This window comes from Alkalihalobacterium chitinilyticum (assembly GCF_029028005.1).
GTDB classification, from domain to species: domain Bacteria; phylum Bacillota; class Bacilli; order Bacillales; family Bacillaceae_F; genus Alkalihalobacterium; species Alkalihalobacterium chitinilyticum.
The window spans coordinates 1-25,707 of sequence record NZ_JAOTPO010000017.1; the positions used below are offsets into that span (position 1 = coordinate 1).

Here is a 25,707-nt window from a genome sequence, read left to right on the forward strand (position 1 = left end):
TTTCATAAGCCAGTAAAACTTCATTTTTAAATTCTTTAGAATACTTACTATTAGGCATAGAAAAACTCCCCCAAGGTAAACAGATTTTTATTTTTTAATCTGTCTACCTATAGGGGAGCATATCACAAACCGAAAATTGTGTAAAACACAGCTTTTTTCTTAATTGTAAAGCACATCCTTACGCTAATTAGTACCTAACCTTCATTTTAGTAGCAATCTTACGTGAAATAAAGTGAAAACATCAACAATAGTATGCAAGCCCAATACTTTTGGTATAATAGGTAAGGCATTGGTCAAATATACCATTGGTTATTTTTCATGTGGATAAATAGAATAAGGGGTTTTTAAGAATGAATAAATTACAAGCAGGTTCAATTGCGGAATTACGTGTAGAGAGACAAGCTGAATTTGGTTATTTTTTAACGGATGGCGAACAAGACTTTCTATTACATACAAATGAAATGACAGGTGAAGTCAAAGAAGGCGACACCATTGAAGTTTTTTTATATAACGACAAAGAAGGTCGTCTCGCTGCTACGATGACGATTCCAAAAGTGAAGCTGGGAGAATACGACTGGGTTGAAGTTGTTGATATTAATCCACGCTTAGGGGTCTTTGTTAATATCGGTATTCAAAAAGATATTCTCGTTTCACTTGATGATTTACCCGCTTTTAAGTCGGTCTGGCCAAAAGTTGGAGATCAATTATTCGTTACACTCAAAATAGATTATAAAGGTCGATTACTTGGCCAGCTTGTAACTGAAGAAGTTGTTGAAGAAATAGAGAAAGAAGCTACGTTTGAGATGGATAAGCAGCAAATTTCAGGAAGAATTTATCGCGCATTAAAAGTAGGCTCTTTTATGTTGTCAGATGAAGGCTATCGTTGTTTTATTCACGAAAGTCAAAGACGACAAGAACCACGTCTTGGTGAACACGTGACGGGGCGCGTGATTGATGTAAAAGAAGATGGAAGTCTTAACGTTTCACTTCTTCCATTAAAACAAGAGAGTTTAGATGAAGATGCAGAGATGATTTATGCTTATCTAGAGCGAAACGGGGGCAAAATGCCGTACACGGATAAAAGTGAACCAGGTGATATTCGCTTAGATTTTGGAATGAGTAAAGCTGCATTTAAACGAGCGCTTGGGAGATTAATGAAAGAAAAGAAAGTCGAACAAAAAGGGGACTGGACGTTTATCATTAAAAGCGAGTAGGAATTAAATTTCAACTCTTAATGTCTAAGTCCTTTTCACAAAAACCATCAATTAGAACGCCTAGAAAAACCCTTCAAACTCGCATGTAAGTACGAGTTTAAAGGGTTTTTTTGAATTGAAAGCTCTATTCATGCATCTCTTCGATTTTACGATCGGACGGTAAGAAAAACGTCAAAACGCCGATCAACGGAAGGGCAACAGTGAATAGCATTGTGTTGGTTAAGCCGACAGCATCGGCAAGCCATCCGAGAGCGACAGAGCCAATTGCTCCCATACCGAAGGCAAGACCGACAATTAATCCAGAAACTGTACCGATTTTTCCTGGTACTAATACTTGTGCGTATACGACAGTTACCGAAAAACTTGATAAAATAATAAATCCAATAATACCTAATAAAAAGTAAGTGGCAGTTGGTCCTGCATACGGAAGGATCAATGCTAATGGAGCAGAAGCCAGCATCGACAGCATGATCATCGTTCTTTTTCCAAAGCGATCGGCAAGCGGTCCCCCAGCAAATGTTCCGATTGCACCAGCTAAAAGGAAGACAAATATGTAGCCCTGGGATTGAGCAATCGTTAAACCGAATTTTTCAATAATATAAAAAGCATAGAAGTTGGTGATCCCAGCATGGAACCACGATCTGGCAAAAACTAAAAAGATTAATAGACTTATAGCAAAAACGACCATCTTCTTATGTTTAGGACTCATCTTAGTTGAAACAGCTTTCTTTTTCGGCATTTTAGCTATCGCAATAATCTGGCTAGAATACCACCTCGCAATGTAAACGAGCAGTCCAATCGCCAATGCAGCGATAATTGTAAACCAAATCGCACCAAATTGGCCTAGAGGAACTAAGATTAGTGCAGTAATAAGCGGCGCCATCGCTTGACCTGCATTTCCTCCCACTTGATAAATAGACTGCGCAAATCCGCGACGCTTTCCAGCTGCCATATAAGCTACGCGTGATCCTTCAGGATGAAAAGTTGCTGATCCTAAACCGATAAAAATGACTGAAAGAACGACAAACCAAAACGACGGAGCAAAAGCGAGTCCGAGTACTCCAAAAAATGTAAAGCAAAGTCCAATCGGTAAAGCATACGGTGACGGCTTTTTATCTGTATATAATCCTACAACAGGTTGAATGAGTGATGAAGTTATATTCAATGCGAATGCAATGATACCGAGCTGAGTAAAGGTTAACCCCATAGACCGTTCGAGTATTGGAAACATAGCCGGTACGAGTGCTTGTATCGCATCATTCAGCAAATGAACAAATCCGATAATAAGTAAAATATTGTACATTGTTTTTTCTTGAGGCTGAGCTGTTTGTTGTTGAGCTTTTGCTTGCATAGAAGTACTCCTTTCGTAATACGAAATTATCATATCATTAAAAAGGTATAACGGCTAAGAAATTTTTTACTATGAAGCAGTACTCTAATGATGAACGAGTTACCATCTAGTTACTGTGGGGACGATATAAATTGTGAATAAAATACTAAATTATAAAAATATTGGAAAATGCAGTTGGATAGATTAAAATTAAAAAGGGAAAATTTAATTTTGTGGACCTCTAAAAAACTTTGTTATCAAATTCGTTGAGTTTAAATTTTTTTGAAACCAAATAACATCCCGTTCGTAAATAAAGTATCAGCCCCACTCAACGTTCACCTTTTTCAAAAGATCGACAACAAAATAAAAAATAAAGGAAGGTAGTTTATGACAACACTCATTGTAGTTCTTTTATTAATCGCAATACTCATTCCGGTTAGTGTCATCATTTATTTATGGTTGTCCTACAACAAACTCGTTCGTCATGAACAGTATGTAAAAACCGCTTGGTCCAATATTGACAATCAACTTGATGCTAAATACCGAATATTAACGAATGTGGTTCAAATGTTTGAACTCGGTTCAGACCGGGAGAAAGATTTTGTGGAATCCGCTTTACTGGCACGAAAAGGGTTAACAAGTAAAAGTGTTAAAGAAAAAGCAGTCGCTAACGAAAACGTCAATTCCTTATTACCACAAATGTCTATGCTAATGGAGGCATACCCAAATTCAAATGTTGCTCACTCCTTGAAAGATGCTATGGCTTCTATCAAACAAGCAGAAGAAAAAATTACGTATGCACGCACGGGCTACAACGGAGGCGTTGAGAACTATAACATTCTCATTCGTTCATTCCCGACGAACTTAATAGCTAGTAAGTTTGGTCATACACCTAAAGAGTCTTTTTCAATTACGGAAGAAGAAAGAAAGGTATACAATCATTTATCAGTGAATGACGTTCGGTCTAAATAGGTGATGGAAATGACAAAAACTCGTGAAAAAGATTTACGGTATTTAATGTCCGGAGAAGAGATTCGGAAGAATAAGTTTAATTCAATCCTTCTACTCATCGTTTTTTTCTCCCTTATTGTCGGTGCAGGTGCACTTTATGGGTATCTTGAAGGAGATGTCATTACGTTTACGTTCATTACAATGGCTATTACCGGGGCTTACTTATTATTCAATTTCGTAACATTCAAGTTCATGATCAAAAAAAGCATTAACGGCAGATTAGTGACGAAGGATACTCAGGATGAAAAGTTACGGACTCTTTACTATATTGTTGAGAGATTATCGGTAGGATGCAACATCAAAATGCCGGAAATCTACGTAATTCCTACAAACATCCCTAATGCCTTTGCCACTGGATTTAACCATAATAATGCAATTGTAGGTGTAACAGAAGGCCTGTTACATATGCTAGATGAGGAAGAGCTTGAAGGGGTTATGGCCCATGAATTCGCCCATATTATGAATTACGATATTAGGTTAAAGGCTGTAACTATCGCACTAACATCGTCTTTTGTTCTTTTAGCTGAAATTATTTACCGAAACATGCGGGTGAAAGGAAGATCAAGGAACAATAATAATGACAGTAAAAATACAGCCCTGTTATTTGTAGTAGTACTCATCATTCTAGTATTTTCTCGAGTCATATCTGCATTACTTTCTTCAGCAATCTCAAGACAACGCGAATACATGGCAGATACGAAAGCCGTTAGAATTACATCCAATAATCGAGGATTAATTAATGCATTAGCGAAAATTGGCGGTTACCGACCGCGCTACAGTAAATCAGAATATGAAGCACAGCTTGGAGGAAATAATCTTAAGTCATCCTACATTTATAACCATTTTTCCAAGAAATCTGCATCGCTTTTTTCGACTCATCCTCCCATTGAGGACAGAATTCAAAAATTAGAAAGAACTATCTAGGCGAGGCACTATACAAAAAAATATATTTAAAAGGAGTTTTGTTTATATGTCTATTTTCGGAAGATTAGTTACGTTAATAAAAGGAAACGCTCATGCTGCCATTGATTCGATGGAAAATGTGGAAAATGTCTTAAATCAAAAGATCAGAGATTTAGAAGGTGCCTATACAGAGGCTCGAGATGGAGTAGCAGGAGCTATGGCAGAACAAAAACGGTTAGAAGGTTTAGCCAATCAAGCAGAAAAAGAAGCTGAAAAATGGTTAAATCGAGTGAACAACGCATTAGACTCAGGTGACGAAGCAGCTGCAGAAGAAATGGCGGTCCAGTATGAAAAGCACCTAGGTGAAAAAGAGAATTTCCACGCCCTAGCCGAAGAGCAGGCCGATACAGTATCGGTTTTACGAGATCAGTTGGAATCGCTTCAGGAGTCGATTGCTGAAGTTAAATCACAAAAAGCATCGATTGTTGCTAAACATAAAATGGCAGATGCTAATGAAAGTATCAATAAAGTATTTGAAAAAGTAAACAAAAATAGTTCACTTAATACTTTAAATCGCTATGAAGAACGTGCAAATGAGCGGTTAAATAAATCAAAAGCTGTTAAGCAGTTAAACTCAACGACTTCTGTAGAAGATCAGTTTAAGAAGTATGATAAACCAAATGGCTCTTCCGCGTTAGAACGTATTAAACAACAACTAGAAAATAACACTCAACAATAAGGTAATTAATTACGAAAAGGATGAAACGTACTTTGCTGTGATTGTCTAGTAAGGTACGTTCATTTTTATCCTTAGAGAGAAGGTGGTGCTTCACATGTTAAATGAAAATAAAGAAGATATGGCTCATCATTTTATCCAATTGCACTTGAAAAGCTTTCCTATTACGAATGAAACGATTGAAAAAATAATCGATGGAACTGCTATTCGCATTATAACGAATAGGACACCGTTAAGACGAGAAGCGGATGTTCAGGTGAAATTAGACGATACATATGAAACACTGCGGTTCTTAAGTCCGAATTTACACATCACTCCCGCATTTAAAAAGGCTCAATTAGCTAATTTTGTTTATCATAATAAAACTGAATTAGAAGAAATATTTAATAATATTATTTGATCGTACGGTTGCGGTAACTAATATTTTTTATATGTAAACTAGTAATCTAAAAAAGCGATGACGTTGAAACATTTTTACAGAGGTAACGTATGAATAAGTTGAGGTGATGATGATGTTCACAGAACTAAATGAGAGGCTGTTTGAAGCTAAAGAAAAGAAGCGGAAAAAAGTTAAATACGAAGAACATATTGCTCGAAGCGACGCTTACTTAGAAGAAGAAAAAGATAAAGCTAATCACTTGTATCTACAATTGAAAAAGGAAAAGAAAGACGTTTCCCGGCTAGAAAAGATTTCATTAACGAATATCTTTTTTACGATTATGGGTAAAAAATTAGAGAGGCTTGATAAAGAACAACAAGAAGTCATTGCAGCAGAATTAAAATATAAAGAAGCAGCAGAGACGATTATAGACTTGGAAAATGAATTAAAAGAGTTACGTACGATGCTGCAAACGGTTGTGAACGCTGAGGTTGAATATAAAAGTCTTTTAGATGAAAAAGAACGGTTAATCCACGATAAACATTCCGCTTTAAGTAGAGAGTTATATGATCTTTCAGAACAAGAAACGAGTATACGATCGTATGTAAAAGAATATGAAGAAGCTATTCAAGCAGGTCTTGCTTCTCTATCAGCACTACAACGAGCCATTCATTCACTTGATAAAGCAAAAGGTTGGTCGACGTGGGATATGTTCGGTGGCGGGATGCTGACAACAGCTATTAAACATAGTCACTTAGATGATGCGAGAAAACAGATCCATTATGCACAAAATCAACTTCGCCTGTTTCAAGAAGAACTACTCGATATTGAAAATCATTTTGAAATCAAAATGGAGATTGGCAATTTTCTTACCTTTGCAGATTACTTTTTTGATGGCATTATTGTCGATTGGGTCGTTCACGGAAAGATCAATGATTCGTTAAGTCAAGCAGAAGAAACAACTGCTAAGGTGAGGGAAATATTATCTGTGTTAGATGAACATAAAAATCAATTGATTGATGATTATGATGAGATCGTTAGAAAAAGGAAAGAAAGATTAGAAAGTGCTTGATTGTTTATAGTGAGGATCCGCATATGATCTTGACTATTAATCTATTTCCTGAAGAGGGAGTGGCAATAAATGGTCACTTCCTCTTTTTACTATTCAATTCAGTAATAGTTTGTTAGGATAGATAGGTACGTCTTAAAAATCAGGAGTGAGTTTCTTGGAAAATAATAATAAATTAATGCTAGTTGATGGCATGGCTCTATTATTTAGAGGCTACTACGCAACAGCATATAGAGGTTATATAATGAAAACGAGCGCAGGCGTTCCTACGAATGCGATCTATGGGTTTGTAAAATATATGTGGGATGCTATTCAAACATTTGAGCCGAGTCACGTCATTTGTTGCTGGGATATGGGCAGCAAAACGTTTCGTACCGAGCTTTACGATCAATATAAAGCCAATCGAGGAGCGCCGCCTGAAGAGTTAGTTCCTCAATTTGATCTCGTTAAAGAAGTCGTTTCGAGCTTCGATATTCCAAATATAGGGATCGAACAATTCGAGGCAGATGACTGTATTGGTTCATTAGCTAAAAGATATAGTGCTGAGATGCACGTACAAATTTTAACGGGAGATCACGATAGCTTACAACTTGTTACCGACCGGGTTCACTCAATTATTATGAAAAAAGGGATGTCAAACTACGAAGTATATACACCTGAGAAATTACTCGAAGAAAAAGGGTTAACTCCTGCTCAAATGATTGATTTAAAAGGATTAATGGGAGATACAAGCGACAATTTCCCTGGGGTTAAAGGAATTGGCGAGAAAACCGCGATTAAGTTATTAAAAGAGTATGCAACGATTGAAGCTATCATTGAAAACCTCGAGAAATTACCAAAGGGAATGAGAACAAAGATTGAAAGTGAATTGGACATGCTCCACCTTTCACGCCAACTAGCGGAAATTCGCTGCGATGTTCCGATTGAGTGTGTCGTTGAAGATGCTTTATTAACCATTGACGCAGGAAAAGTAAGAAAACAATTTGAAACGCTTGAGTTTAATAAGCTATTAAAAGAAATGGGGATTCATTAAGTAACTGAAGATAGCAGGGAGAACAAGCCTAGCTTACTTTCAGTTTTGCATCCGTAATGGATCGTTATAACAAACACACCTTTCTTCATGGAAAGGTGTGTTTGTTTTTCTATGAGGTGCCTTTATTAGGAATAAGTCTAAGTTGAAAGTTATTTAGAAAGAATTTTTTCCATAAAACGGTATATTTCTGCTCTAAAATGAAACATAGATAAGGATATTACCAGTATAAGGGACTTTTTAATTCTAAAGAGCAACATAGATCATTTTGATACATAAGTGCTCCCAAAAAAGCTTCCTTTGAAAACTTCTAATGGCCATGCATTTAATTCACTAAAGTGAATACAGTGATAGGGTAAATATTGGGCATTAGGGAGGAAAAGCTGTGCAAATACATGTGGTTTCACCAGGGCAAACGCTGTTTGGAATTGCTCAAGCATACAATACAACGGCAAATGCGATTGCTCAAGCCAATCAACTGCCAAATCCTGATCAGCTCGTCACGGGGCAAGCGTTAATTATTCCAATTGTCGGCAGATTCCATTTTATTCAACCTGGAGAAAGTTTATGGCAGATTAGTCAACGTTATCAAATTCCAGTGGAAACGATTCTTGAAGTAAACCAAATTCAGGACCCGCAAAACTTACCTGTTGGCTTTAGGCTATACATTCCAACTCAGTTTCTGGAAAAGCCAACCGTTGATGTAGGGGCGTATGTGGATTTGCAAATTACGGGGGAGGAATCTCCTGAAGTTGTTGATGCGGTAGGTGAGTACTTAACGTTTGTTCAAATTTTTAGTTATGAGTTAAACGCAGACGGGACACTAACGCCAATCGATGATCAAGCAATTATCAATGTTTCATATGAAAATGGCATAGTTCCCTTAATGGTGATAACAAATATTCAAGACGGTGCTTTTGATACAGAGCTTGTAACGACTGTGTTGCAAAGCGAAGAATTACAAAACCGGTTATTGGATGAAGCAATAGCAATAATGGATCAAAAGGGTTATCTAGGACTAGACTTTGATTTGGAATATCTCGGTGCTGAAAACCGTGAGCCATACAATGAACTGATGCGTAAGGCAAAAGTGCGTTTAGATGAAAGAGGTTATTTTCTATCGAGTGCACTCGCACCACAAGTAGAGCCAGGCATGGTTGGTGTTCTGTATGAAGGGCATGACTATGCAGCCCATGGGGAATATGCCGATTTCGTATTCTTAATGACGTACGAGTGGGGCTGGACAGGTGGACCACCGATGGCTGTTGCACCGATTGATCAAGTTAGAAGAGTCATTGAATATGCAGCGTCAGAAATGCCGAATGATAAAATTATGATGGGTATCCCACTGTATGGTTATGACTGGACGTTACCTTTTGTCGCAGGAGAAACGAGAGCTCGGGCAATTGATCATCAGGAAGCGATTCGACTAGCGGCCACGTATAACGCGGACATCGAATACGACCCAGTCGCACAGTCTCCATTTTTTAATTATGTTGATGAAGAGGGCCTAGAGCATGAAGTGTGGTTTGAAGATGCGAGAAGCATGCAAGCTAAGTTTGATCTAGTCAAAGAGCTTGAATTACGAGGTTTTTATTATTGGGTATTAGGGTGGGATTTCCCGCAAAACTGGTTACTTATTGATGAGAATTTTAATGTAAGAAAACGTGTATAAAGAGCAGAGGCCGCCTAAATGCGATTGTACTTTAAGATGAAAAAGTGCATTCCATTTAAGTCAGCCTCTTTATTTTTTGGGAATGTAAACTCCTATGTTTATTTATTCTGCCAAATAATTGCTACTGTTCCTTCACCAGCATGAGCGGCAATCGTCGAACTAATCTCACCGATAACGACGTTCATATGTGGATATTTACTCTTTATGTCTTTTTCTAGTGAAATTGCTTTTTCCAACACATTTCCGTGCATGATCTGGACTTCACTTATGGAATGTTTTTCGTACGCATTTTGTATAAGCTCTAACAAACGACGAACGGCTTTTTTCTCTGAACGAACTTTCTCAAACACTTCGAACTCGCCGTTTTGATTAATACGGATGATCGGTTTGATCTGTAAAAGATTTCCTATTAAGAATTGGGTTCCTGACATTCTTCCACCTTTATAAAACTGTTCAAGACTTCCTAAAAGAATGTAGTTTTCACCTTTATCTGCTTCTTCACGAAGTTTTTGTGCAATTGTATTTGCTTCTAATCCTTCTTCTGATAATTTCATTCCTGTTTGAATTAATGAAGTAATGGCATAAGACATTGATTTGGAATCAACAACTTCAACAGGAAATTCAGCCATTTCACTTGCTGAACGGCTGCTTTCAAGTGTTCCGCTTAATTTGCTTGATATGTGCACAGCAATCGCTTGTTCGTAATCTTCTTTCAGTTTTTCATATAGCTCAACAAATTTACCAACGGCTGGTTGTGAGGTTTTCGGAACTTCTTTAGATTGCTTAATTTTTTCGTATAGTTGTTCTGTAGTTAAGCTAATCCCATCTTCATAGACCGTTTCACCAAAAATAATGGCAAGAGGCATGACATAAACATCAGGATGGTTTTTTAATTCTTCCGTTATATAAGCCGTACTATCGGTCACAAAAGCTATCTTTTTCATATGTATCAACCCTTTTCGTTATCAAAAGTTTAGTATTTGTAATTAGTAATTTCTAACATTCATCAGTAACTTGTCAGTAGAAGCCAACATGGTTTGTAGATGTTTATAGCATTTGTTTTTTCTTGTATTACATTCACGTTTTTAAGTAGTTTTAAACGAAATAGGGCAAAGTTGAAAGTGGAATTTTTCAAGTTAATTAAAGTAGTCTTCTAAAAACTGAAGCGATTGTAGGGTGTAGCTAAGCAGTTGTTCAAAGTCTTCAATTTGATCTTCATTTATCTTTCGGCCGAAGCGGATCGAAATTTTATCCGTTAAAATTTGTTCATTACCGTATGAAAATGAAATACTTTGTGAAATGATCGGTCGATTTTGCCAAATTTGCATTAGTTTTTTTTCGATCTTATCACAATCGTTTGTTACGTTCTGAATCGTAGTGAATAAAAAAATGTCAAAGAAACACCCTGCTACTTTTTCATCTTGTTCTATTTTTTCAGTCGCAAAGTCCTGAAGCGTTGAACGTAATCGGACTTCAGCAATAGGGCAATCATTGTTATCAGTTGTTGTTTTAAATTGCATTGAAAATTCTCTCGACATATTTGCTAAATCGATGGTGTCAGATCGATTGATCACATGGATTTCTTTTGCAAAGTCAAGATCATATATGGCGCCTTCTAAAACAACCTTCAAGTTTTCATAAATGGTCGGGTCGAACAAGTGGACCACTCCTTAGTAAATCGATTACTATTAGTGTAGCACTATCTATTCATAGGTGAAATTAGTAAGAATAGTAAGAATTAATACATACAATAGAGGTAATGTTATGAAAACAACTGGTTTAGTTTTAGAGGGCGGTGGGATGAGAGGGTTGTACACAGCTGGTGTTCTTGAGTTCTTTTTAGAGCAAAAGCTATTATTCCCATATGTTATAGGAGTGTCAGCAGGAGCTTGTATGGGCGCCTCTTATTTGTCTAGGCAAAAGGGGCGCAATAAAGAAGTGAATGTAGGTCTTGCTGGCGATCACCGATTTATTTCTTTTCGTAATTTGCTGTTTAAACGCCAATTGTTTGGGATGGACTTTCTGTTTGATGAAATTCCCAATAAGATCGTTCCTTTCGATCATCAGACGTTTCGAACGGGGAGCGAGCAATTTGTAATCGGGACGACGGACTGCGAGACAGGTAAACCCATTTATTATAATAAACATAATAATGGTGAAGATATCTTAACCATTATTCGAGCTTCTAGTTCTTTGCCTTTTGTTGCGCCAGCTGTATCATATGGTGGGAAAACATTGTTAGATGGAGGAATCATTGACCCTATTCCTATTCGGAAAGCCCAAAGCGATGGCTTTAAGAAAAATGTAGTTATTATGACGAAGGCTGAGGACTTTAGAAGACAGCCAACCAAAGCGGCAATGTTTGCAAAATTTATCTACCGGAAGCATCCTAAAATAGCAGAATTACTGGAAAAGCGACATCTCGTATATAATGATACATTAGCTTTACTTGAGGAGCAGGAAAACGCAGGTGAGGTCTTCGTAATTAAGCCTAGCATAGAAGTTCCTGTCAGTCGTATTGAACGTAATCAAGCGCGTCTCTTAGCCTTATATGAATTAGGTTATGAAGATGCTAAAAAACAATATTCAAAACTCCTTTCATGGTTAAGTTAAAAGACGAAAAAACGGATTGGGATAAAGTACCATGAACAAAAAAATGGCATGAAAGAAATAATAAGAAAGATAATTCACGAAGGGAAGTGTTTCTTCATGTCATTAGAGTGGTTTGATCGAGTTTGTGGAGAGTTACAGGACTATATGGAGTCCATTTGCGAAGAATATGATGAGATGGGGCATATTACTGTAGATCGAGCTGCTAAACATCCTAGAATTGAATGTTTTGTTGAGATGGAAGATAATGAACGAGAGTTTTTCTGCACGCTGTTTTTTGACCCGCATAACGAAGAATTTTACATGGAAGCGTTTGATTTAGAAACAGAGCAGACATCGAGAACGTTACTTCCTGATATTGAAGATATCATTGAAGCGGTTCACGAATCATTCCATGATTTCTTAGATGAATTTGAACTTGTCGATGAAATAGAAGTGGAAGAGGAAGATGAGGAAGATACGATTCTTCTCGAAGATGATGCAGATTTAATGGATGACTTAGAAGATGAAGATTATGAGGAAATCATAGTCGATGTCGAGTGGACAACTCCTGAAGTAATGGCTTATACGTATCTGGATGAAGTTGAAGTATCTTATCAATTCGGTGTAATCCATGATACAGGAGACGGAATTCTTCGCCGTGTCAACCGAATTAAAACAGAAGATAATGAATTGTTAGAGGATGAGAGTAACTTTATCTTTAGTAAAGAAGAAGCTGGAACGATTATTGAACTCATTGAAAATAACATGGAAACCATGGACGGGTTTGATATGTAAAGTTGTACATAGCACCTTCTCTAGTGACAATAGTCTAGAGGAGGTGTCTTTTAGTTACATGTAAAATAAATCATCTTTTAGGATATCGGGAGATGCTGTAATGGATAAAAAAATAATTGATCTAGTAAGTCCTGAATTAAAAGAACGAATTGATAATGAACTATCGGCTTTAACATTTACAAAAAATTTCCGTTCTGCTACCGCTGAAGAATGGTTTATTTTTCTAAAAGAATTTAAAGACCCTAAGACCGGAGGGGCTGCAGGGAAAGTGATCATTCACTACGATCTACAGGGAAATCGTGATATCTTTATTAATACAACGATCATTTTTGATGATCCTTCATTATATAAGGGGGATCTAGAACCTCTCGTATATGCAATTTGCGACGAATTAGTAAATCGGCTTGTCGGCTATGCCAATACATTATTAGCTGTCCATGCTGGGGAAAATTCGTATGAAGCTGAATATGTAAGGTAGGATGACAAAAAAACTTGAAAACAAATAACGAGAAGAAAAAGTCCTTTGGAGAGTCCAGTTAATATAACCAATATTGATGTATTGTGTTGGGAAAAATGGTAGATTAAACAGTGGGTGATGACAAATGACAAATGTTGAAAAAATAAAACAAACAGAAACATATGTACATAATGAATTAAGTGGTGAAGCAAGTGGACATGATTGGTGGCATATTTACCGTGTTACAAAGCTTGCTAAGACTATTGCGAGTGTTGAGGGAGCAGATGTATTTATTTGTGAAATGGCTGCCCTGCTTCATGATATAGCCGATGAAAAACTGAATGAGAGTGAAGAAGCAGGCTTGAAGAAAGTAGAATCGTGGTTACAAAGGATCGAAGTGGAAGACGCATCGATGAAACATATCATGGAAATTATTGCTTCGATGTCATTTAAAGGTGGTGGACAACCGCCGATGAAAACACTAGAAGGCCAGGTTGTTCAAGATGCGGACCGCCTCGATGCGCTAGGTTCAATTGGGATTGCGAGGACGTTTGCTTTCGGGGGAGCAAAAGGGAATATCATGTATGATCCTTCCATTAAGCCGAGAGAAAGTATGAGTAAAGAAGATTATCAAAAGCGAGATAATACCGCTATTAATCATTTCTATGAGAAGTTGTTAAAATTAAAGGATTTAATGAATACACCATACGGCAAACAGTTGGCAGAAGGCCGTCATCAGTACATGGAACAATTTCTTGATCAATTTTATAGAGAGTGGGAAGGTGAGCGTTAATTTTGACGCTCACGCCTCTCAATATACTCGATGAGTAAGTGATAGATAGCTAATAATTCGTAAGCGACTGTCGTACTCTTTGTTAAAATTTCTTTTTCATCTTGGTGATCGTAAATTAGAGAGTAAAGCATAGATCTTACTTTTTCTTCTGCTGTATGATCAATTTCCTTTTTCTCATAGGCATCTTTAATGTGTGTCCATGCGGTCTGCAGAACCGCTTTATCTTCTTTAGGAATGAATTGTTGCTCTGAAGCAGACAAGATATCCCCTATATGAAAAGAGACTTTATGTAGTAAATCAATTTGTCGTTCTAAATCATAAAGTTGCTTCGTGTTTGTCACATCTTTCTTACGATATCGGAAGTCTTCCCGTTGAAAACGGATCGTTTCGGTAGCACGTTCAATACCTTTACTTAAATGTTCAAATCGAAGTTTTAATACCTGACGACTTCGATTGCCCATTAATTGATATTCGAGAATATCTTCAACCAGTTCAATCGTTTCACTAAAGAGGGCATGACAGTCTGCATGTATTTCTTTCATAAAATTAGGCGGCCAAATAATAAGATTAACAAGTGTAGAAACGACAATACCTATTGTAGTCGTAGCAATTCGAATTAAGAATGCTAAGAAAAAGCTTTCCGAAGTCATTGGAATCATAGCTATGGCTGTTAAAGTTGCAACTAAAATAGCATCATCCCAGCGCAAACGATGACAAATATAAATAGTAAAAAAAGCAGACAAAGCAAAGGTAATCGGTACTTGCCCAAATAAAAAATCAAATGTCATTGCAATTCCGGCACCAATGGCAGCGGCTGGCAGTCGAATTTTTCCTTTTTGAATGGAAGCATGAACGGTCGGTTCAACGGTAACAATGGCTGCGATCACAGCAAATACTACAGGCCAGTTAAGCCATTGACATATTAATGCAGTAATAAATACTGCAAGCCCTGTTTTTAATAACCGTTTTCCAAGAAGAGATTGAATCCAATTATTCATAGCCCTACTCCAAAAGTATGTCTTTGCTATATTGTAAAAGGTTTTTTTACTTTTTAGTAGTAGCAATCCATTCTTTTATAATCTGAATTTCTTTTTCGTGTATGTCTGGCTCATCATTAGGTGTTTCAAGAATGATTGGAATGTCTTTGATAATATCCATATCTAAGAGAGTGAGCCATTGTTTTTTAGTGATATGTCCGCTTGTAATATTTGCATGGCGGTCTTTTCTTGCTCCGTATGAATACTTGGAGTTGTTAAAATGTATGGCTTTTAAATGAGTAAAGTATTCAAGTTCTTCACCTTTTGCTTTTAGTTCTGACCAGTTCTCCCCATTCCAAATTCCACTCGCGTAGGCATGGCATGTATCAAAACAAAAACCGATTTTTTCAGGGTAGTCAGACAGCTTACGAATTTGGATCATTTCTTCAAATGTAATCCCCATATCCATGCCAGCACCAGCATTATTTTCAATAAGAAGAAGGGTATCACCTTCCCAATCCAACAAAACACGATCTAACATTTCAATCATTTTTTGATAGCCTTCTAGTAGTTCAAGTTTCTTTGTCGTTCCAAAATGAACAACGATACCGATGGAACCGCAAGCTTCAGCTATTTCCAAATCATTTATAATAGATGCTACAATTTGCGCTTCATCTTTCGGATCTTCAGGAATGAGTTTTGTAGGATAGGGGGTGTGAGCAATCGTTTTGATGTTATGTTCTTTACAAAACGCACCACATTGCTTGGCATCTTCCACATCAAAATCTTTAACCTTCAAACTCCGTGGGTTTTTCGGAAAGTATTGAAAAGCTGAAGCGCCCATTCGATGAGCTGTTTTTGCCGCTTCATAATACCCATTTCGAATACTTATATGACTCCCAACATACATGTGCATCACCTGCTTTACTGTTGACAATTTGGACAGAAAAACGTTTTTCTTGAAGAAATATGCTCTAACTTTATTGTTCCATTACATCTTGGACAAGGTTGGCCTTCTCGGTCATAGACGAGTGTTTGGTACTTACCTGTTAATTGATCATCCTTTGTGAATGGTGAATCCATATAGCCCCCTTGTTGAATACCTGAATGAAATATAGTACCCATTGCATCAAACAGAGCTCTTACTTGTTGATCTGTTAGTTCGTTAAATTTTTTAGTAGGTTTTAACTGGGCTTGAAAGCATATTTCGTCTGAGTAACAATTACCGATGCCAGCAATAAATGATTGATTGACCAATGTTGTTTTGAGCATTCCTTTTCTTTTTTGCACTAATTCTAAAAATGTCTCATAAGTGAAATTAGGTTCTAATGGTTCTGGACCAAGTTCTTTAAATTCGTCTTGTAATTGCTGACCATTTAAAAGATGTAGAAACCCTAGTCGAAGTCCAATAAAAAATAGTTGTTCAGTACCAAATGAAAGAGTGACTTGTTTGGTTCGGTCTGGTTGGTCTTGTTCATTACCATAATACATCCAACCGCCTAACATTAAATGAAGGAGTAAGTTCATTCCCGAATCCAGTTCAAATATTAAATGCTTAGCACGACGTGAAACCTTTATAACTCTTTTATTCATAACACATTGTTTAAAGAGTTCAACGTTTGTATTAATCGTTTTTTCCCGAGTCACAATAACATTTGAAATTGTTTTTCCTTGAATTTTTTGATTAAGTAAATTTTTATAGTTTTCCATTTCCGGTAATTCAGGCATAAGAAAGCTCCTTTTAATGAATTACCGTTAGTATGGGAAACAGTGCCTCGTTTTATTATGGGGGAGTTTCTTTCATGATACCCTCCTCATTAAATAGATTGTTTATTATCATGCCACTATCTTATCTTTATATTTGGAAATGAAAAAAGCATTCGCAGGAATAACTCCTCGAATGCCCATTTTTTTATCTAGAACCTTTTTCATATGGTTTACCAATAGCTTTTGGCGCATCAGCCCTTCCGACAAGCCCTGCAAGAGCTAATATCGTTAATACATATGGTGCAATCAGTAAGAATACTTGCGGTATATCTTGCAATACTGGGATTTGTTGTCCGACTATACTTAACGATTGAGCGAGTCCGAAAAATAAAGCAGCACCTAAAGCTCCAAGTGGATGCCATTTTCCGAAGATTAACGCTGCTAATGCCATAAACCCTTGTCCAGCAATCGTTCCAGCTGCAAAGTTCCCTGAGATCGTTAAGGCATAAACTGCTCCGCCCATAGCTGCAAATGCGCCACTTAGCATTACACCAATATAACGCATTTTTATCACGTTAATTCCCATCGTATCAGCAGCCATCGGATGTTCACCAACGGAACGTAAGCGAAGACCAAATGGTGTATAGAAGACTACGTACCAGACAGCAAAAGCGACACCGATCGCAATATAAGAAGTCACGTATGCATTCGAGAAAAACAACCTTCCAATGATCGGTATTTCACTTAATACAGGTACATTAATCCGATAAATTAAATTTTGAACAAAGTCGGTTTGTCCTTTTTGATAAATATTTTTAACTAAGAACACGGCTAAACCAAGTGCTAGAAAGTTTAGTGCAACACCACTTACGATTTGGTCAGCTTTTAAGGTTATTGAGGCAACGGCATGAAATAACGAGAAAATCATCCCAGCCAAAATGGCAAAGATAAAGGCAAGCCAAGGTGATGCAGCTCCAAGGCCCATACTTTCTAGTGTAAGTGTTGCAACTATCCCGACAAAGGCACCAATAACCATTAAACCTTCAAGTCCAATGTTAACGACACCAGACCTTTCACTAAATAACCCGCCGATTGCTGTGAAAATAAGAGGGGCAGCTGAAAATATAGCAGCCGGGATGATTAAACCTAAGATTTGTAGAAAGTCCATTTAAATGCCCTCCTTTTTCAATCGGCTAATAATCCAACGAACTAAGTAACTCGATGCTACGAAAAAGATGATTAATGCAATGACAATATCAACTAATTCAGTTGGTATCCCTGCTTGAGATTGCATATTTAGTGCTCCAATTTTCAGTCCGCCAAATAAACCAGCAGCTAATACAACACCGATTGCAGTGTTTGCACCGAGAAGGGCAACGGCGATACCATCAAATCCAACGCCAGTAAACCCTGCCATTACGGTCATATATTGGTAAGTACCTAAACCTTCCATAGCGCCACCAACACCAGCGAAAGCACCTGAAATTACCATTGATAAAACGATATTTGTTTTTACATCCATTCCCGCATATTCGGAGGCATGTTGGTTAAATCCAACCGAACGCAGTTCAAAGCCTTTTGCTGTTTTCCATAGTACAAACCAGAGTACAAAACATGCTGCAATTGCGACGAGAAAACCATAGTGTAATCTCGAAAAGTCAGTAATGGACTGTAAAAATGGTGAAGCAAGGGATGCAGAAGGACTAATCGTTCCTGTGCGCTCACCGGGCTGTAATAAGAAAGTTCTAATGATATAATTGACTACATATAAGGCGATATAATTCATCATGATCGTTACAATGACTTCATGAACATGAAAGCGGGCTTTTAAAAGTCCAGGAACTAACCCCCAAATTGCACCTGCAAGAGCACCTGCTCCAATAGCGAGTGGAAGGTGAATGATTGCTGGTAAGTCGAAAGCAAGTCCTACATATACGGAAGCTAACCAGCCGACGATCAATTGTCCTTCGACACCGATATTAAAGAGACCTGTACGAAAAGCAAAGGCAACAGCTAAACCAGCTAAGATAAGTGGTGTCATCGTACGAAGCGTCTCACCGATAAAGTACATGTCTCCAAAAATCCCCCTGACTAACGCAGAGTAGCCAGTTATTGGATTATTACCACTAAGTAACATAATGATTGCACCGATAATAATACCGAACAAGACAGCAATGAGAGGGAAGAGAATATGAGATAACTTTGAATCTAGTGCTTTCTTCACGATGGATCACCTGCCTTTTTTGAGGAACCCCCAGCCATCAAAAGACCGAGTTCATTTTCATTCGTTTCGTTAGCATTAACGATGGCTACAATTTTTCCTTCATAGATAACGGCAATCCGGTCACTAACATTTAAGACTTCATCAAGTTCTAAGGAAACGAGTAACACAGCTTTTCCTTTATCTCTTTCTTTAATTAAACGCCGATGAATAGTCTCAATGGCTCCGACATCTAATCCGCGAGTCGGTTGGGCCGCAATGAGTAAGTCAGGAGAGCGATCGACCTCGCGAGCAATAATCGCTTTTTGTTGATTACCGCCAGATAAAGCACGAGCGAGTGTATGTTCACTCGGTGTTCTAACATCATAATCTGTAATTAATTCATTTGCTTTTTTATAGATCTCTTTGAAGTTAAGAACACCAGACTTTGAATAAGGGTGTTGATAATACGTTTGAAGAACGATATTTTCACCAATTGTAAAATCAAGAACTAGTCCGTGCTTGTGGCGGTCTTGTGGGATATGTCCAACACCCGACTCTGTTACTTTACGAGGGGGTAAATTCGTAATATCTTGACCATTCAAAGTTATTTTTCCGCTGGTCGGTTTTTTCAAGCCTGTAATCGCTTCAATTAATTCAGATTGGCCATTGCCATCGACTCCAGCAATTCCTAGAATTTCGCCAGCTTTCACCTCTAAATTTAAATCATTTACTGCACTGACATCTCGTACATCTTTAACGACTAATTGTTCTATGTTAAGTACGGTTTGTTTTGGTTCGGCAGGGTCTTTCTCAACTGAAAAGTTAACTTCACGACCGACCATCATCGCTGCTAAGCTGTCAGGTGTAGACTCAGAAACGTTTACGGTGCCTATACCTTTTCCACGACGAATAACTGTACACCGATCACACACTTCCATAATTTCTTTAAGCTTATGAGTAATTAAAATGATTGATTTGCCCTCTGATACTAACTTTTTCATAATTTGAATTAACTCCTTAATTTCTTGCGGAGTAAGTGCTGCTGTTGGCTCATCAAAAATTAAAATTTCTGCTCCTCGGTATAAGGTCTTTAAAATTTCTACACGTTGCTGCATTCCAACCGAGATATTTTCGATTTTGGCATGTGGGTCCACAGATAAACCGTATTGCTTGGAGATCGCTTCGACGTCTTTAGCTGCTTTCTTAATATTTATTTTTCCTCTTGATGTTGGCTCTTTTCCTAAAATTATATTTTCTGTTACAGTAAATTTCTCGACCAGCATAAAGTGTTGGTGAACCATGCCTATCCCAAGACGATTAGCGACGTTAGGATCAGTAATTTTCACAGGTTGGCCTTTTACAAGGATTTCACCTTGTTCAGGTTGGTATAGTCCAAACAAAACATTCATCAGTGTTGATTTACCAGCACCATTTTCACCTAGTAAAGCATGGATTTCTCCTTGTTTTAACTGAAGCGTTACATTATCATTTGCGACGATACCAGGAAACTCTTTACGAATGTTCTTCATTTCAATAACATAACTCAAATGTCACACCTCCGACAGAAATGTTTCCTATGACGAATAATTGCTTGCTATCAGGCCTTATCTTTATTTCGTAGGTAGTATAAATGAGACCATCAAAACAAAAGCCCAATAGAAAAAGAAATAAATTATGTAAATAAATAGGCGATCTCAGGAGTAGTCAAGCCCTTTAACCCCAGAGAGTGCACGCTGTTCGGGATGCAAGTTGCAAGACAAAATTGAGACCGCCTACCATTTAATGATGATTATAGATTTTTAAGGAATTCTTCGAACGCTTCATCTGTTTGAGGTACTTCAATTTCTCCAGATTGGATTTTTTGGATGTACTCTTCAACAGCAGCTTGTGCTTCTTCAGAAACATTATCAGTAGTAGGAGCGATACCAACCGCTTCTTCTTCTAATCCAAATTCTAATACTTCACCACCAGGGAATTGGCCATTCATTGTTTGTTCATTTACAAGATATAAAGCAGTATCTACACGCTTAATCATTGAAGTTAATGTTACGTTTTCAGGAAGTCCTTCTTCGTGTTGGTCACGGTCTACACCGATTGCCCAAACATTTTCATTGTTACGCTTACGGTTTTTAGCTTCAGTAAATAATCCATTACCAGTACCACCAGCTGCATGATAAATGATGTCAGCACCTTGGCTGTACATAGCGTTAGCAATTTGTTGCCCTTTTGATGCGTCATTAAAATCTTCAGCGTATTGAACAATAATTTCAGCATCAGGATTTACTGACTTCACACCAGCTTTAAATCCATTCTCAAACTTTTTAATAAGTGCTCCGTCAACCCCGCCAAGGAAACCTACTTTATTAGAGTCTGTGTGCATACCTGCAATGACTCCAACTAAAAATGAACCTTGATGCTCTTTAAATGTAATGTTAGCTACATTAGGAATTAGTTGATCATCATCGTCTGTGACAACCATATCAACAATTGCTAGTTGTGCTTCAGGACGCTGTGTTGCAATAGCTTTAATGTCACTCGCCATTAAGAAACCGATCCCCCATACAAGGTCATAGTTTTCACGAATTAGTGAGTTTAGGTTAGGACCATAATCTGCAGCAGCAGTTGACTGTAAGTATTTATAATCTGTTCCTTCAGTTAGACCAAAGTCATTACCGAATTGTGTCATTCCTTCCCAAGCCGACTGGTTAAAAGACTTATCGTCAATTCCACCAGTATCAGTTACCATCGCAACTGTAAAATCTTCAGCTACATCTTCTGTAGGTGCAGCGGCTTGTCCATCTGTTTCTGGAGCAGTTTCTGCCTCGTCACCACCTGTCCCACAAGCACCTAATAGTGTTCCGCCTGCGAGGATGATGGATAACAGTAATGATTTACTTTTTCTCATTGTTAAACCCCCTAAAATATATAGATGATGCAGTCGAAAAGAGAGGTCTATAAAACAGCGTTTTAAGTATGTAAATGCTTTCAAGTGAATACAAAAAAACATATCCATATAATGACATCAGTCTTCAGTCCTCAGTCTTCGACACTTTTCGACTAAATATAACATTAAATAAATTAAATAACAATCAAAAAAAATATAAATTTTTGATGTTTTTCGAACGTTAAATTTAAGTTTCTATCCTTAGGTTGTACAACTTTTTGGAAAGTATGAAGAAACTTTATGTAATCTCCTGCAGTAAATGTCTAAAGTTGATGAAAGGAGTTACAAGGAGTGATTACAGAAAATGAAAAAGGCAATTATTGAGTAAACTTAAAATATACACGCATTGATAAAATATTTCTCGAGTAAGTATAGTAAAATAAAAGGTGTTGAGCTTTACTTGAGAGAAGGAGATGAAGCGATGAGGTGGCAAAAGGACTTATTAATTATTCTTTCTAAACGTGAGGACAAAAAAATAGCGCTAGCAGTTGATACGTCTACTACAGATTATCCGACTGAAACCATTTCAAATATTGTTAAACTTTTTCATGAGTTAAAACCGGAAACACAGCTCGTTTTAGCAGATTATAAAATTCGTGAAATTACGACTGCTGAAAAAAATGATATTCAGTATTTCACCCATGGTAAATCGTCTTACACGGAAGTACTGGAATGGGCTAATGAAAATGAAATTGAAACATTATTTTACATAACCGATGTCACTGGTTATGTTACGGAGGATATGGAAATCAACTATGAGCTTTTTTGGATTATTCCTGGAGGCTTTTCACCGAAAGTGCCTTTTGGAAAGAAATTATTAATTAAATAAGCTAAGAGTTAGAAGCAACTTATGCGCAATAGAACGAATGAGCCCTCAGTAAATGGGGGCTTTTTTAATTTGATTAAGGTACATAAAAGAACTATACAAAGAAAATACTAGAAAAATAATGGTTTTGAATAGGTGAATGTATGGTGACGTTAGCTTTTTTTCTCGTTTTATTCGGAATGGTTTTATTAATGACGGTCTTTAACTTCCTAGTATACGACCATTTTTCTCTAATAGAAAGCTTTCTATTATTAGTATGGTTTGAGATGGGGTCGCGGAGAATGATTGTCGTTGCTGCAGCTGTTGTTGGCTTAATGGTAGCAATCTATCAAGACATTCAAAGGAAGAAAAATAAAAATCAACAGAAACAAGAGAGGCTGCAATGAAAGAAAGAATTTCACTTTGGCAATTATTTCTCGTTTTAATCATCTTTTTAGTAGGTAGTGCTGTTGTTGTTGGTGCTGGTGAGGAGGCTAAGCAAAATTATTGGTTAGCTGAACTCCTTGCAATGTCACTTGGAGTTATTATTGTAGTTGGCTATTTTTTTCTCTTGAGACGGAGCGCCGGAAAAAATTTTTTTGAACTTATTGAAACGGGATTTGGTAAATGGGTTGGAAAAGCTATTATATTCTTCTATATCATATACTTTATTTACATTGCAGGAAGGGTATTAAGAGATTTTGGAGAGTTGATTTTAACAACAATTCTCCCACTAACACCTGTTGAGGTTATTCCATTAGTCATGAGCTTGCTCCTAGCGTATGCTCTCTATCTTGGTATTGAAGTATTTGCAAGAATGACTGAAGTCCTAGGTCCGTTTATTCTCCTTGCATTATTTTTAGTAGGTGTTTTCTTGTTTATTGGTGGCGATCTTGAATTTCAATTTCTTCTGCCTGTGTTAGAAGATGGATTTGGACCTGTTATGGACGCTGTATTTCCGACAATGGTTACGTTTCCTTATGGCGAACTTATTGTATGTACAATATTAATGACACAAACAAATCACTTTCATTATGTTCCTAAGGTTGGTGTAGCCGCTGTTATTATAAGTGGCTTATTAATTACCTATTCCAATGTTATTCAAATTGTAACATTAGGGGTAGATATTAAAGTTCGTTCGAATTTTCCTCTATTAGTTGCAGCTCGAGAAATCGAAGTGTTCGATTTTTTTGAACGAGTGGATATTCTAGTCGTTTTTATCTTAATGTTTGGAATTATGGTTAAGGCAGGTATTTTTTTGTATGGGGGAGTAAAAGGCCTAGAACATTTGTTTAAACTTCCTTATCGTGCTTTTTTGTTTCCAACTTCAATGCTGTTAGCTTTCTTCTCGGTGATCATTGCTGACAACATTGTGGAGCATTATGAAGAAGGGTTAGCCCTTGTACCCTATTTTCTTCATTTGCCTTTTCAATTCGGAATTCCTATCGTACTTTGTCTCATTCTACTCATTAAACAGCGGATGAGTCAGTCAAGTGCAGGAGGTCTAGACGTATGAGTATATATAGAAAACTAGTAAAAAGTCGGATAAAAACAAGGTCAAAAAGCCAGCTTCAAACTTCCGATGAACTATTAGAAAGAGGGCACTCGCAAAAAGCCATTTCGAAATATTTAAAGCTAAATAAAAACCAAGTTCAAAGTGTATTCGAAGGAAATTTTGATTTTCTAATCGAAGAGATGAAAGTCGGTCAACAAGTCGCCGCTATCGTCTATTTAAGAACTATGGTCGATTTAAATATGGTTGCCAAACAAATTACGGAAACGTTAGCTGAAATAGAAGATGAAATGGTGCTGGAGACAAGAGGACAGTTAAATCAACTTTATAATAAATATTTTTCAAGTCATGAGTGTTATTTGATTGAGCATGAACATGAGGTCGTATGGTATGTACTTTTGGGGTATGCAGTGATCTTTTTAGAAGGGCTTCCTTGCGCTTTAGCTATTAATGTAGTGACTACACAGGAACGTGATATATCAATTTCGGAAACACAGACGATTGTTCGCGGACCGCAACATAGTTTTACAGAAGCAATTAATACTAACGTAAGCTTAATACGGCGGGCCGTTAAAAACCCTTCGCTTAAATTTGAAAGTTATACAGTCGGGACTGAAACGAAGACCACGGTTTTTTTAGGATATATTAAAAATATCGCTAACGCTGACCTTGTTAATGAAGCGCGCCGGAGAGTTTCAGAAGCTAACATTAATGCTATATACGATTCTGGGAATTTGGAAGAAATGATTAGTGATACAATCCTTACCCCATTCCCATTAACGTACCATACGGATCGCCCTGATACGATCTCATCTCATTTATTGGATGGAAAGTTTATTCTACTAGTAGATGGTAGTCCTTATGTAATTAGTGCACCTGTTGTATTTTTCGATTTTTTCCAAGTGAGTGAAGATTACTATCAAAAGTACATGATGACAACTTTTATTCGGTTGATACGATACATTTCTTTTTTCTTAGCTCTGTGTTTACCTGCGATCTATATAGCCCTTACAACCTTCCATCATGGACTCATTCCAACAGATCTATTAATAAGTATTCAAGCTCAGCGTGAAGGAGTTCCATTTCCAGCTGTATTAGAGTTATTAATGATGGAAATAACGTTTGAAATTTTAAGAGAAGCAGGAGTTCGAATGCCAAGAGTTGTCGGACAAACGGTTTCCATTGTTGGTGCACTCGTTATTGGACAAGCTGCTGTGGAAGCTGGTGTAGTATCTAACTTTTTAGTCATTATCGTCGCATTAACAGCGATGGCAGGCTTCGTATCTCCGATTTACAGTTTTGCAAATTCTATTCGTTTATTAAGGTTTGGACTTATTTTTATCACGGCAGCATTAGGTATGTTCGGAACGCTAGTCGGTCTCTTAGCAATACTGCTGCATTTAATTAGTTTACGTTCTTTCGGTGTGCCTTACTTCGCTCCGTTAGGCCCATTTATTATTGAGGATCAAAAAGATGTTTTTGTACGATTTCCATTCCAGAAGACAAATATCCGTCCGACATACTTGAAGACTAGTAGTAAAAATAAGTCTTCTAGTAAAGAAAGCGGGGGTTAG

At 37.3% G+C, this 25,707-nt stretch carries 26 protein-coding genes; 16 read left to right on the top strand and 10 right to left on the bottom strand.

Annotated elements, in window-relative coordinates:
* Window positions 1-350: 350 nt before the first annotated feature.
* A complete protein-coding gene (locus tag N7Z68_RS19315; RefSeq protein ID WP_275120107.1) occupies window positions 351-1,214 on the top strand; it encodes a CvfB family protein in 864 nt (287 codons plus the stop codon).
* Between the two features lie 124 nt (window positions 1,215-1,338).
* Here N7Z68_RS19315 and N7Z68_RS19320 read toward each other — a convergent pair whose 3' ends face one another.
* A complete protein-coding gene (locus N7Z68_RS19320; RefSeq protein WP_275120108.1) occupies window positions 1,339-2,565 on the bottom strand; it encodes an MFS transporter in 1,227 nt (408 codons plus the stop codon).
* A 366-nt stretch (window positions 2,566-2,931) separates the two neighbouring features.
* On the opposite strand from N7Z68_RS19320, the gene N7Z68_RS19325 reads away from it, so the two are divergent.
* The 7 genes from N7Z68_RS19325 (at window position 2,932) to N7Z68_RS19355 (ending at window position 9,347) form a co-directional block, all read left to right on the top strand.
* On the top strand, window positions 2,932-3,516 hold the full coding sequence (locus N7Z68_RS19325) for a LemA family protein (RefSeq protein WP_275120109.1): 585 nt from the start codon (window positions 2,932-2,934) through the stop codon (window positions 3,514-3,516).
* Window positions 3,517-3,525: 9 nt separating this feature from the next.
* The gene (locus N7Z68_RS19330; RefSeq protein WP_275120110.1) at window positions 3,526-4,479 is read left to right on the top strand and encodes a M48 family metallopeptidase; all 954 of its coding nucleotides are present in this window, start codon (window positions 3,526-3,528) and stop codon (window positions 4,477-4,479) included.
* A 46-nt stretch (window positions 4,480-4,525) separates the two neighbouring features.
* Window positions 4,526-5,197, top strand: a complete 672-nt coding sequence (locus N7Z68_RS19335; RefSeq protein WP_275120111.1) for a PspA/IM30 family protein — start codon at window positions 4,526-4,528, stop codon at window positions 5,195-5,197.
* Window positions 5,198-5,291: 94 nt separating this feature from the next.
* Window positions 5,292-5,594, top strand: a complete 303-nt coding sequence (locus tag N7Z68_RS19340; RefSeq protein ID WP_275120112.1) for a hypothetical protein — start codon at window positions 5,292-5,294, stop codon at window positions 5,592-5,594.
* A 112-nt stretch (window positions 5,595-5,706) separates the two neighbouring features.
* Window positions 5,707-6,645, top strand: coding sequence for a hypothetical protein (locus N7Z68_RS19345; protein WP_275120113.1), 939 nt, complete (start codon window positions 5,707-5,709; stop codon window positions 6,643-6,645).
* A 175-nt stretch (window positions 6,646-6,820) separates the two neighbouring features.
* Window positions 6,821-7,675 (top strand): 5'-3' exonuclease, encoded by an 855-nt coding sequence (locus tag N7Z68_RS19350; RefSeq protein WP_275120176.1) that lies wholly within the window; start codon window positions 6,821-6,823, stop codon window positions 7,673-7,675.
* A gap of 382 nt (window positions 7,676-8,057) precedes the next feature.
* Complete coding sequence (locus N7Z68_RS19355; RefSeq protein ID WP_275120114.1) at window positions 8,058-9,347, top strand: LysM peptidoglycan-binding domain-containing protein; 1,290 nt, start codon at window positions 8,058-8,060, stop codon at window positions 9,345-9,347.
* Between the two features lie 98 nt (window positions 9,348-9,445).
* On the opposite strand, the gene N7Z68_RS19360 is transcribed toward N7Z68_RS19355, so the two are convergent.
* Window positions 9,446-10,291 (bottom strand): DegV family protein, encoded by an 846-nt coding sequence (locus N7Z68_RS19360; protein ID WP_275120115.1) that lies wholly within the window; start codon window positions 10,289-10,291, stop codon window positions 9,446-9,448.
* A gap of 192 nt (window positions 10,292-10,483) precedes the next feature.
* The gene (locus N7Z68_RS19365; protein ID WP_275120116.1) at window positions 10,484-11,005 is read right to left on the bottom strand and encodes a hypothetical protein; all 522 of its coding nucleotides are present in this window, start codon (window positions 11,003-11,005) and stop codon (window positions 10,484-10,486) included.
* A 106-nt stretch (window positions 11,006-11,111) separates the two neighbouring features.
* Between N7Z68_RS19365 and N7Z68_RS19370 the strand changes: the two genes are divergently transcribed.
* The 4 genes from N7Z68_RS19370 to N7Z68_RS19385 all read left to right on the top strand — a co-directional run bounded on the left by N7Z68_RS19370 (window position 11,112) and on the right by N7Z68_RS19385 (window position 13,984).
* The gene (locus N7Z68_RS19370; RefSeq protein ID WP_275120117.1) at window positions 11,112-11,960 is read left to right on the top strand and encodes a patatin-like phospholipase family protein; all 849 of its coding nucleotides are present in this window, start codon (window positions 11,112-11,114) and stop codon (window positions 11,958-11,960) included.
* A 96-nt stretch (window positions 11,961-12,056) separates the two neighbouring features.
* On the top strand, window positions 12,057-12,734 hold the full coding sequence (locus tag N7Z68_RS19375; protein ID WP_275120118.1) for a hypothetical protein: 678 nt from the start codon (window positions 12,057-12,059) through the stop codon (window positions 12,732-12,734).
* Between the two features lie 100 nt (window positions 12,735-12,834).
* On the top strand, window positions 12,835-13,212 hold the full coding sequence (locus N7Z68_RS19380) for a hypothetical protein (protein WP_275120119.1): 378 nt from the start codon (window positions 12,835-12,837) through the stop codon (window positions 13,210-13,212).
* A gap of 124 nt (window positions 13,213-13,336) precedes the next feature.
* Window positions 13,337-13,984, top strand: a complete 648-nt coding sequence (locus tag N7Z68_RS19385) for an HD domain-containing protein (protein WP_275120120.1) — start codon at window positions 13,337-13,339, stop codon at window positions 13,982-13,984.
* Here the strand turns inward: N7Z68_RS19385 and N7Z68_RS19390 are convergent.
* From N7Z68_RS19390 to N7Z68_RS19420, 7 genes are all read right to left on the bottom strand, one after another.
* Entirely contained in the window at window positions 13,981-14,982 is a 1,002-nt protein-coding gene (locus N7Z68_RS19390) for an aromatic acid exporter family protein (protein ID WP_275120121.1), read from the bottom strand. The two genes, N7Z68_RS19385 and N7Z68_RS19390, sit on opposite strands and share 4 nt — an antisense overlap.
* 46 nt (window positions 14,983-15,028) lie before the next feature.
* The gene (locus tag N7Z68_RS19395) at window positions 15,029-15,871 is read right to left on the bottom strand and encodes a deoxyribonuclease IV (protein ID WP_275120122.1); all 843 of its coding nucleotides are present in this window, start codon (window positions 15,869-15,871) and stop codon (window positions 15,029-15,031) included.
* A gap of 14 nt (window positions 15,872-15,885) precedes the next feature.
* On the bottom strand, window positions 15,886-16,689 hold the full coding sequence (gene mutM, locus N7Z68_RS19400; RefSeq protein WP_275120123.1) for a DNA-formamidopyrimidine glycosylase: 804 nt from the start codon (window positions 16,687-16,689) through the stop codon (window positions 15,886-15,888).
* A gap of 184 nt (window positions 16,690-16,873) precedes the next feature.
* Window positions 16,874-17,836: an ABC transporter permease gene (locus N7Z68_RS19405; protein ID WP_275120124.1), complete on the bottom strand. Its 963-nt coding sequence runs from the start codon at window positions 17,834-17,836 to the stop codon at window positions 16,874-16,876.
* Entirely contained in the window at window positions 17,837-18,892 is a 1,056-nt protein-coding gene (locus tag N7Z68_RS19410; protein ID WP_275120125.1) for an ABC transporter permease, read from the bottom strand.
* Window positions 18,889-20,418: an ABC transporter ATP-binding protein gene (locus N7Z68_RS19415; protein WP_275120126.1), complete on the bottom strand. Its 1,530-nt coding sequence runs from the start codon at window positions 20,416-20,418 to the stop codon at window positions 18,889-18,891. The genes N7Z68_RS19410 and N7Z68_RS19415 overlap by 4 nt, the downstream gene beginning before the upstream one ends.
* Before the next feature lie 242 nt (window positions 20,419-20,660).
* The gene (locus tag N7Z68_RS19420; protein ID WP_275120127.1) at window positions 20,661-21,776 is read right to left on the bottom strand and encodes a BMP family lipoprotein; all 1,116 of its coding nucleotides are present in this window, start codon (window positions 21,774-21,776) and stop codon (window positions 20,661-20,663) included.
* 460 nt (window positions 21,777-22,236) lie between these two features.
* On the opposite strand from N7Z68_RS19420, the gene N7Z68_RS19425 reads away from it, so the two are divergent.
* The 4 genes from N7Z68_RS19425 to N7Z68_RS19440 all read left to right on the top strand — a co-directional run bounded on the left by N7Z68_RS19425 (window position 22,237) and on the right by N7Z68_RS19440 (window position 25,707).
* The gene (locus tag N7Z68_RS19425) at window positions 22,237-22,644 is read left to right on the top strand and encodes a VWA-like domain-containing protein (protein ID WP_275120128.1); all 408 of its coding nucleotides are present in this window, start codon (window positions 22,237-22,239) and stop codon (window positions 22,642-22,644) included.
* 143 nt (window positions 22,645-22,787) lie between these two features.
* A complete protein-coding gene (locus N7Z68_RS19430) occupies window positions 22,788-23,027 on the top strand; it encodes a hypothetical protein (RefSeq protein ID WP_275120129.1) in 240 nt (79 codons plus the stop codon).
* Entirely contained in the window at window positions 23,024-24,136 is a 1,113-nt protein-coding gene (locus N7Z68_RS19435) for a GerAB/ArcD/ProY family transporter (protein WP_275120130.1), read from the top strand. The genes N7Z68_RS19430 and N7Z68_RS19435 overlap by 4 nt, the downstream gene beginning before the upstream one ends.
* On the top strand, window positions 24,133-25,707 hold the full coding sequence (locus tag N7Z68_RS19440; RefSeq protein ID WP_275120131.1) for a spore germination protein: 1,575 nt from the start codon (window positions 24,133-24,135) through the stop codon (window positions 25,705-25,707). The genes N7Z68_RS19435 and N7Z68_RS19440 overlap by 4 nt, the downstream gene beginning before the upstream one ends.

Coding starts and splice junctions, on each gene's coding strand:
- mutM (WP_275120123.1), bottom strand. CDS start 16,689: ATGCCTGAATTACCGGAAATGGAAAACTATAAAAATTTACTTAATCAA.
- N7Z68_RS19325 (WP_275120109.1), top strand. CDS start 2,932: ATGACAACACTCATTGTAGTTCTTTTATTAATCGCAATACTCATTCCG.
- N7Z68_RS19375 (WP_275120118.1), top strand. CDS start 12,057: ATGTCATTAGAGTGGTTTGATCGAGTTTGTGGAGAGTTACAGGACTAT.
- N7Z68_RS19425 (WP_275120128.1), top strand. CDS start 22,237: ATGAGGTGGCAAAAGGACTTATTAATTATTCTTTCTAAACGTGAGGAC.
- N7Z68_RS19320 (WP_275120108.1), bottom strand. CDS start 2,565: ATGCAAGCAAAAGCTCAACAACAAACAGCTCAGCCTCAAGAAAAAACA.
- N7Z68_RS19380 (WP_275120119.1), top strand. CDS start 12,835: ATGGATAAAAAAATAATTGATCTAGTAAGTCCTGAATTAAAAGAACGA.
- N7Z68_RS19340 (WP_275120112.1), top strand. CDS start 5,292: ATGTTAAATGAAAATAAAGAAGATATGGCTCATCATTTTATCCAATTG.
- N7Z68_RS19335 (WP_275120111.1), top strand. CDS start 4,526: ATGTCTATTTTCGGAAGATTAGTTACGTTAATAAAAGGAAACGCTCAT.
- N7Z68_RS19330 (WP_275120110.1), top strand. CDS start 3,526: ATGACAAAAACTCGTGAAAAAGATTTACGGTATTTAATGTCCGGAGAA.
- N7Z68_RS19385 (WP_275120120.1), top strand. CDS start 13,337: ATGACAAATGTTGAAAAAATAAAACAAACAGAAACATATGTACATAAT.
- N7Z68_RS19390 (WP_275120121.1), bottom strand. CDS start 14,982: ATGAATAATTGGATTCAATCTCTTCTTGGAAAACGGTTATTAAAAACA.
- N7Z68_RS19395 (WP_275120122.1), bottom strand. CDS start 15,871: ATGTATGTTGGGAGTCATATAAGTATTCGAAATGGGTATTATGAAGCG.
- N7Z68_RS19315 (WP_275120107.1), top strand. CDS start 351: ATGAATAAATTACAAGCAGGTTCAATTGCGGAATTACGTGTAGAGAGA.
- N7Z68_RS19350 (WP_275120176.1), top strand. CDS start 6,821: ATGCTAGTTGATGGCATGGCTCTATTATTTAGAGGCTACTACGCAACA.
- N7Z68_RS19360 (WP_275120115.1), bottom strand. CDS start 10,291: ATGAAAAAGATAGCTTTTGTGACCGATAGTACGGCTTATATAACGGAA.
- N7Z68_RS19440 (WP_275120131.1), top strand. CDS start 24,133: ATGAGTATATATAGAAAACTAGTAAAAAGTCGGATAAAAACAAGGTCA.
- N7Z68_RS19370 (WP_275120117.1), top strand. CDS start 11,112: ATGAAAACAACTGGTTTAGTTTTAGAGGGCGGTGGGATGAGAGGGTTG.
- N7Z68_RS19405 (WP_275120124.1), bottom strand. CDS start 17,836: ATGGACTTTCTACAAATCTTAGGTTTAATCATCCCGGCTGCTATATTT.
- N7Z68_RS19435 (WP_275120130.1), top strand. CDS start 23,024: ATGAAAGAAAGAATTTCACTTTGGCAATTATTTCTCGTTTTAATCATC.
- N7Z68_RS19420 (WP_275120127.1), bottom strand. CDS start 21,776: ATGAGAAAAAGTAAATCATTACTGTTATCCATCATCCTCGCAGGCGGA.
- N7Z68_RS19345 (WP_275120113.1), top strand. CDS start 5,707: ATGTTCACAGAACTAAATGAGAGGCTGTTTGAAGCTAAAGAAAAGAAG.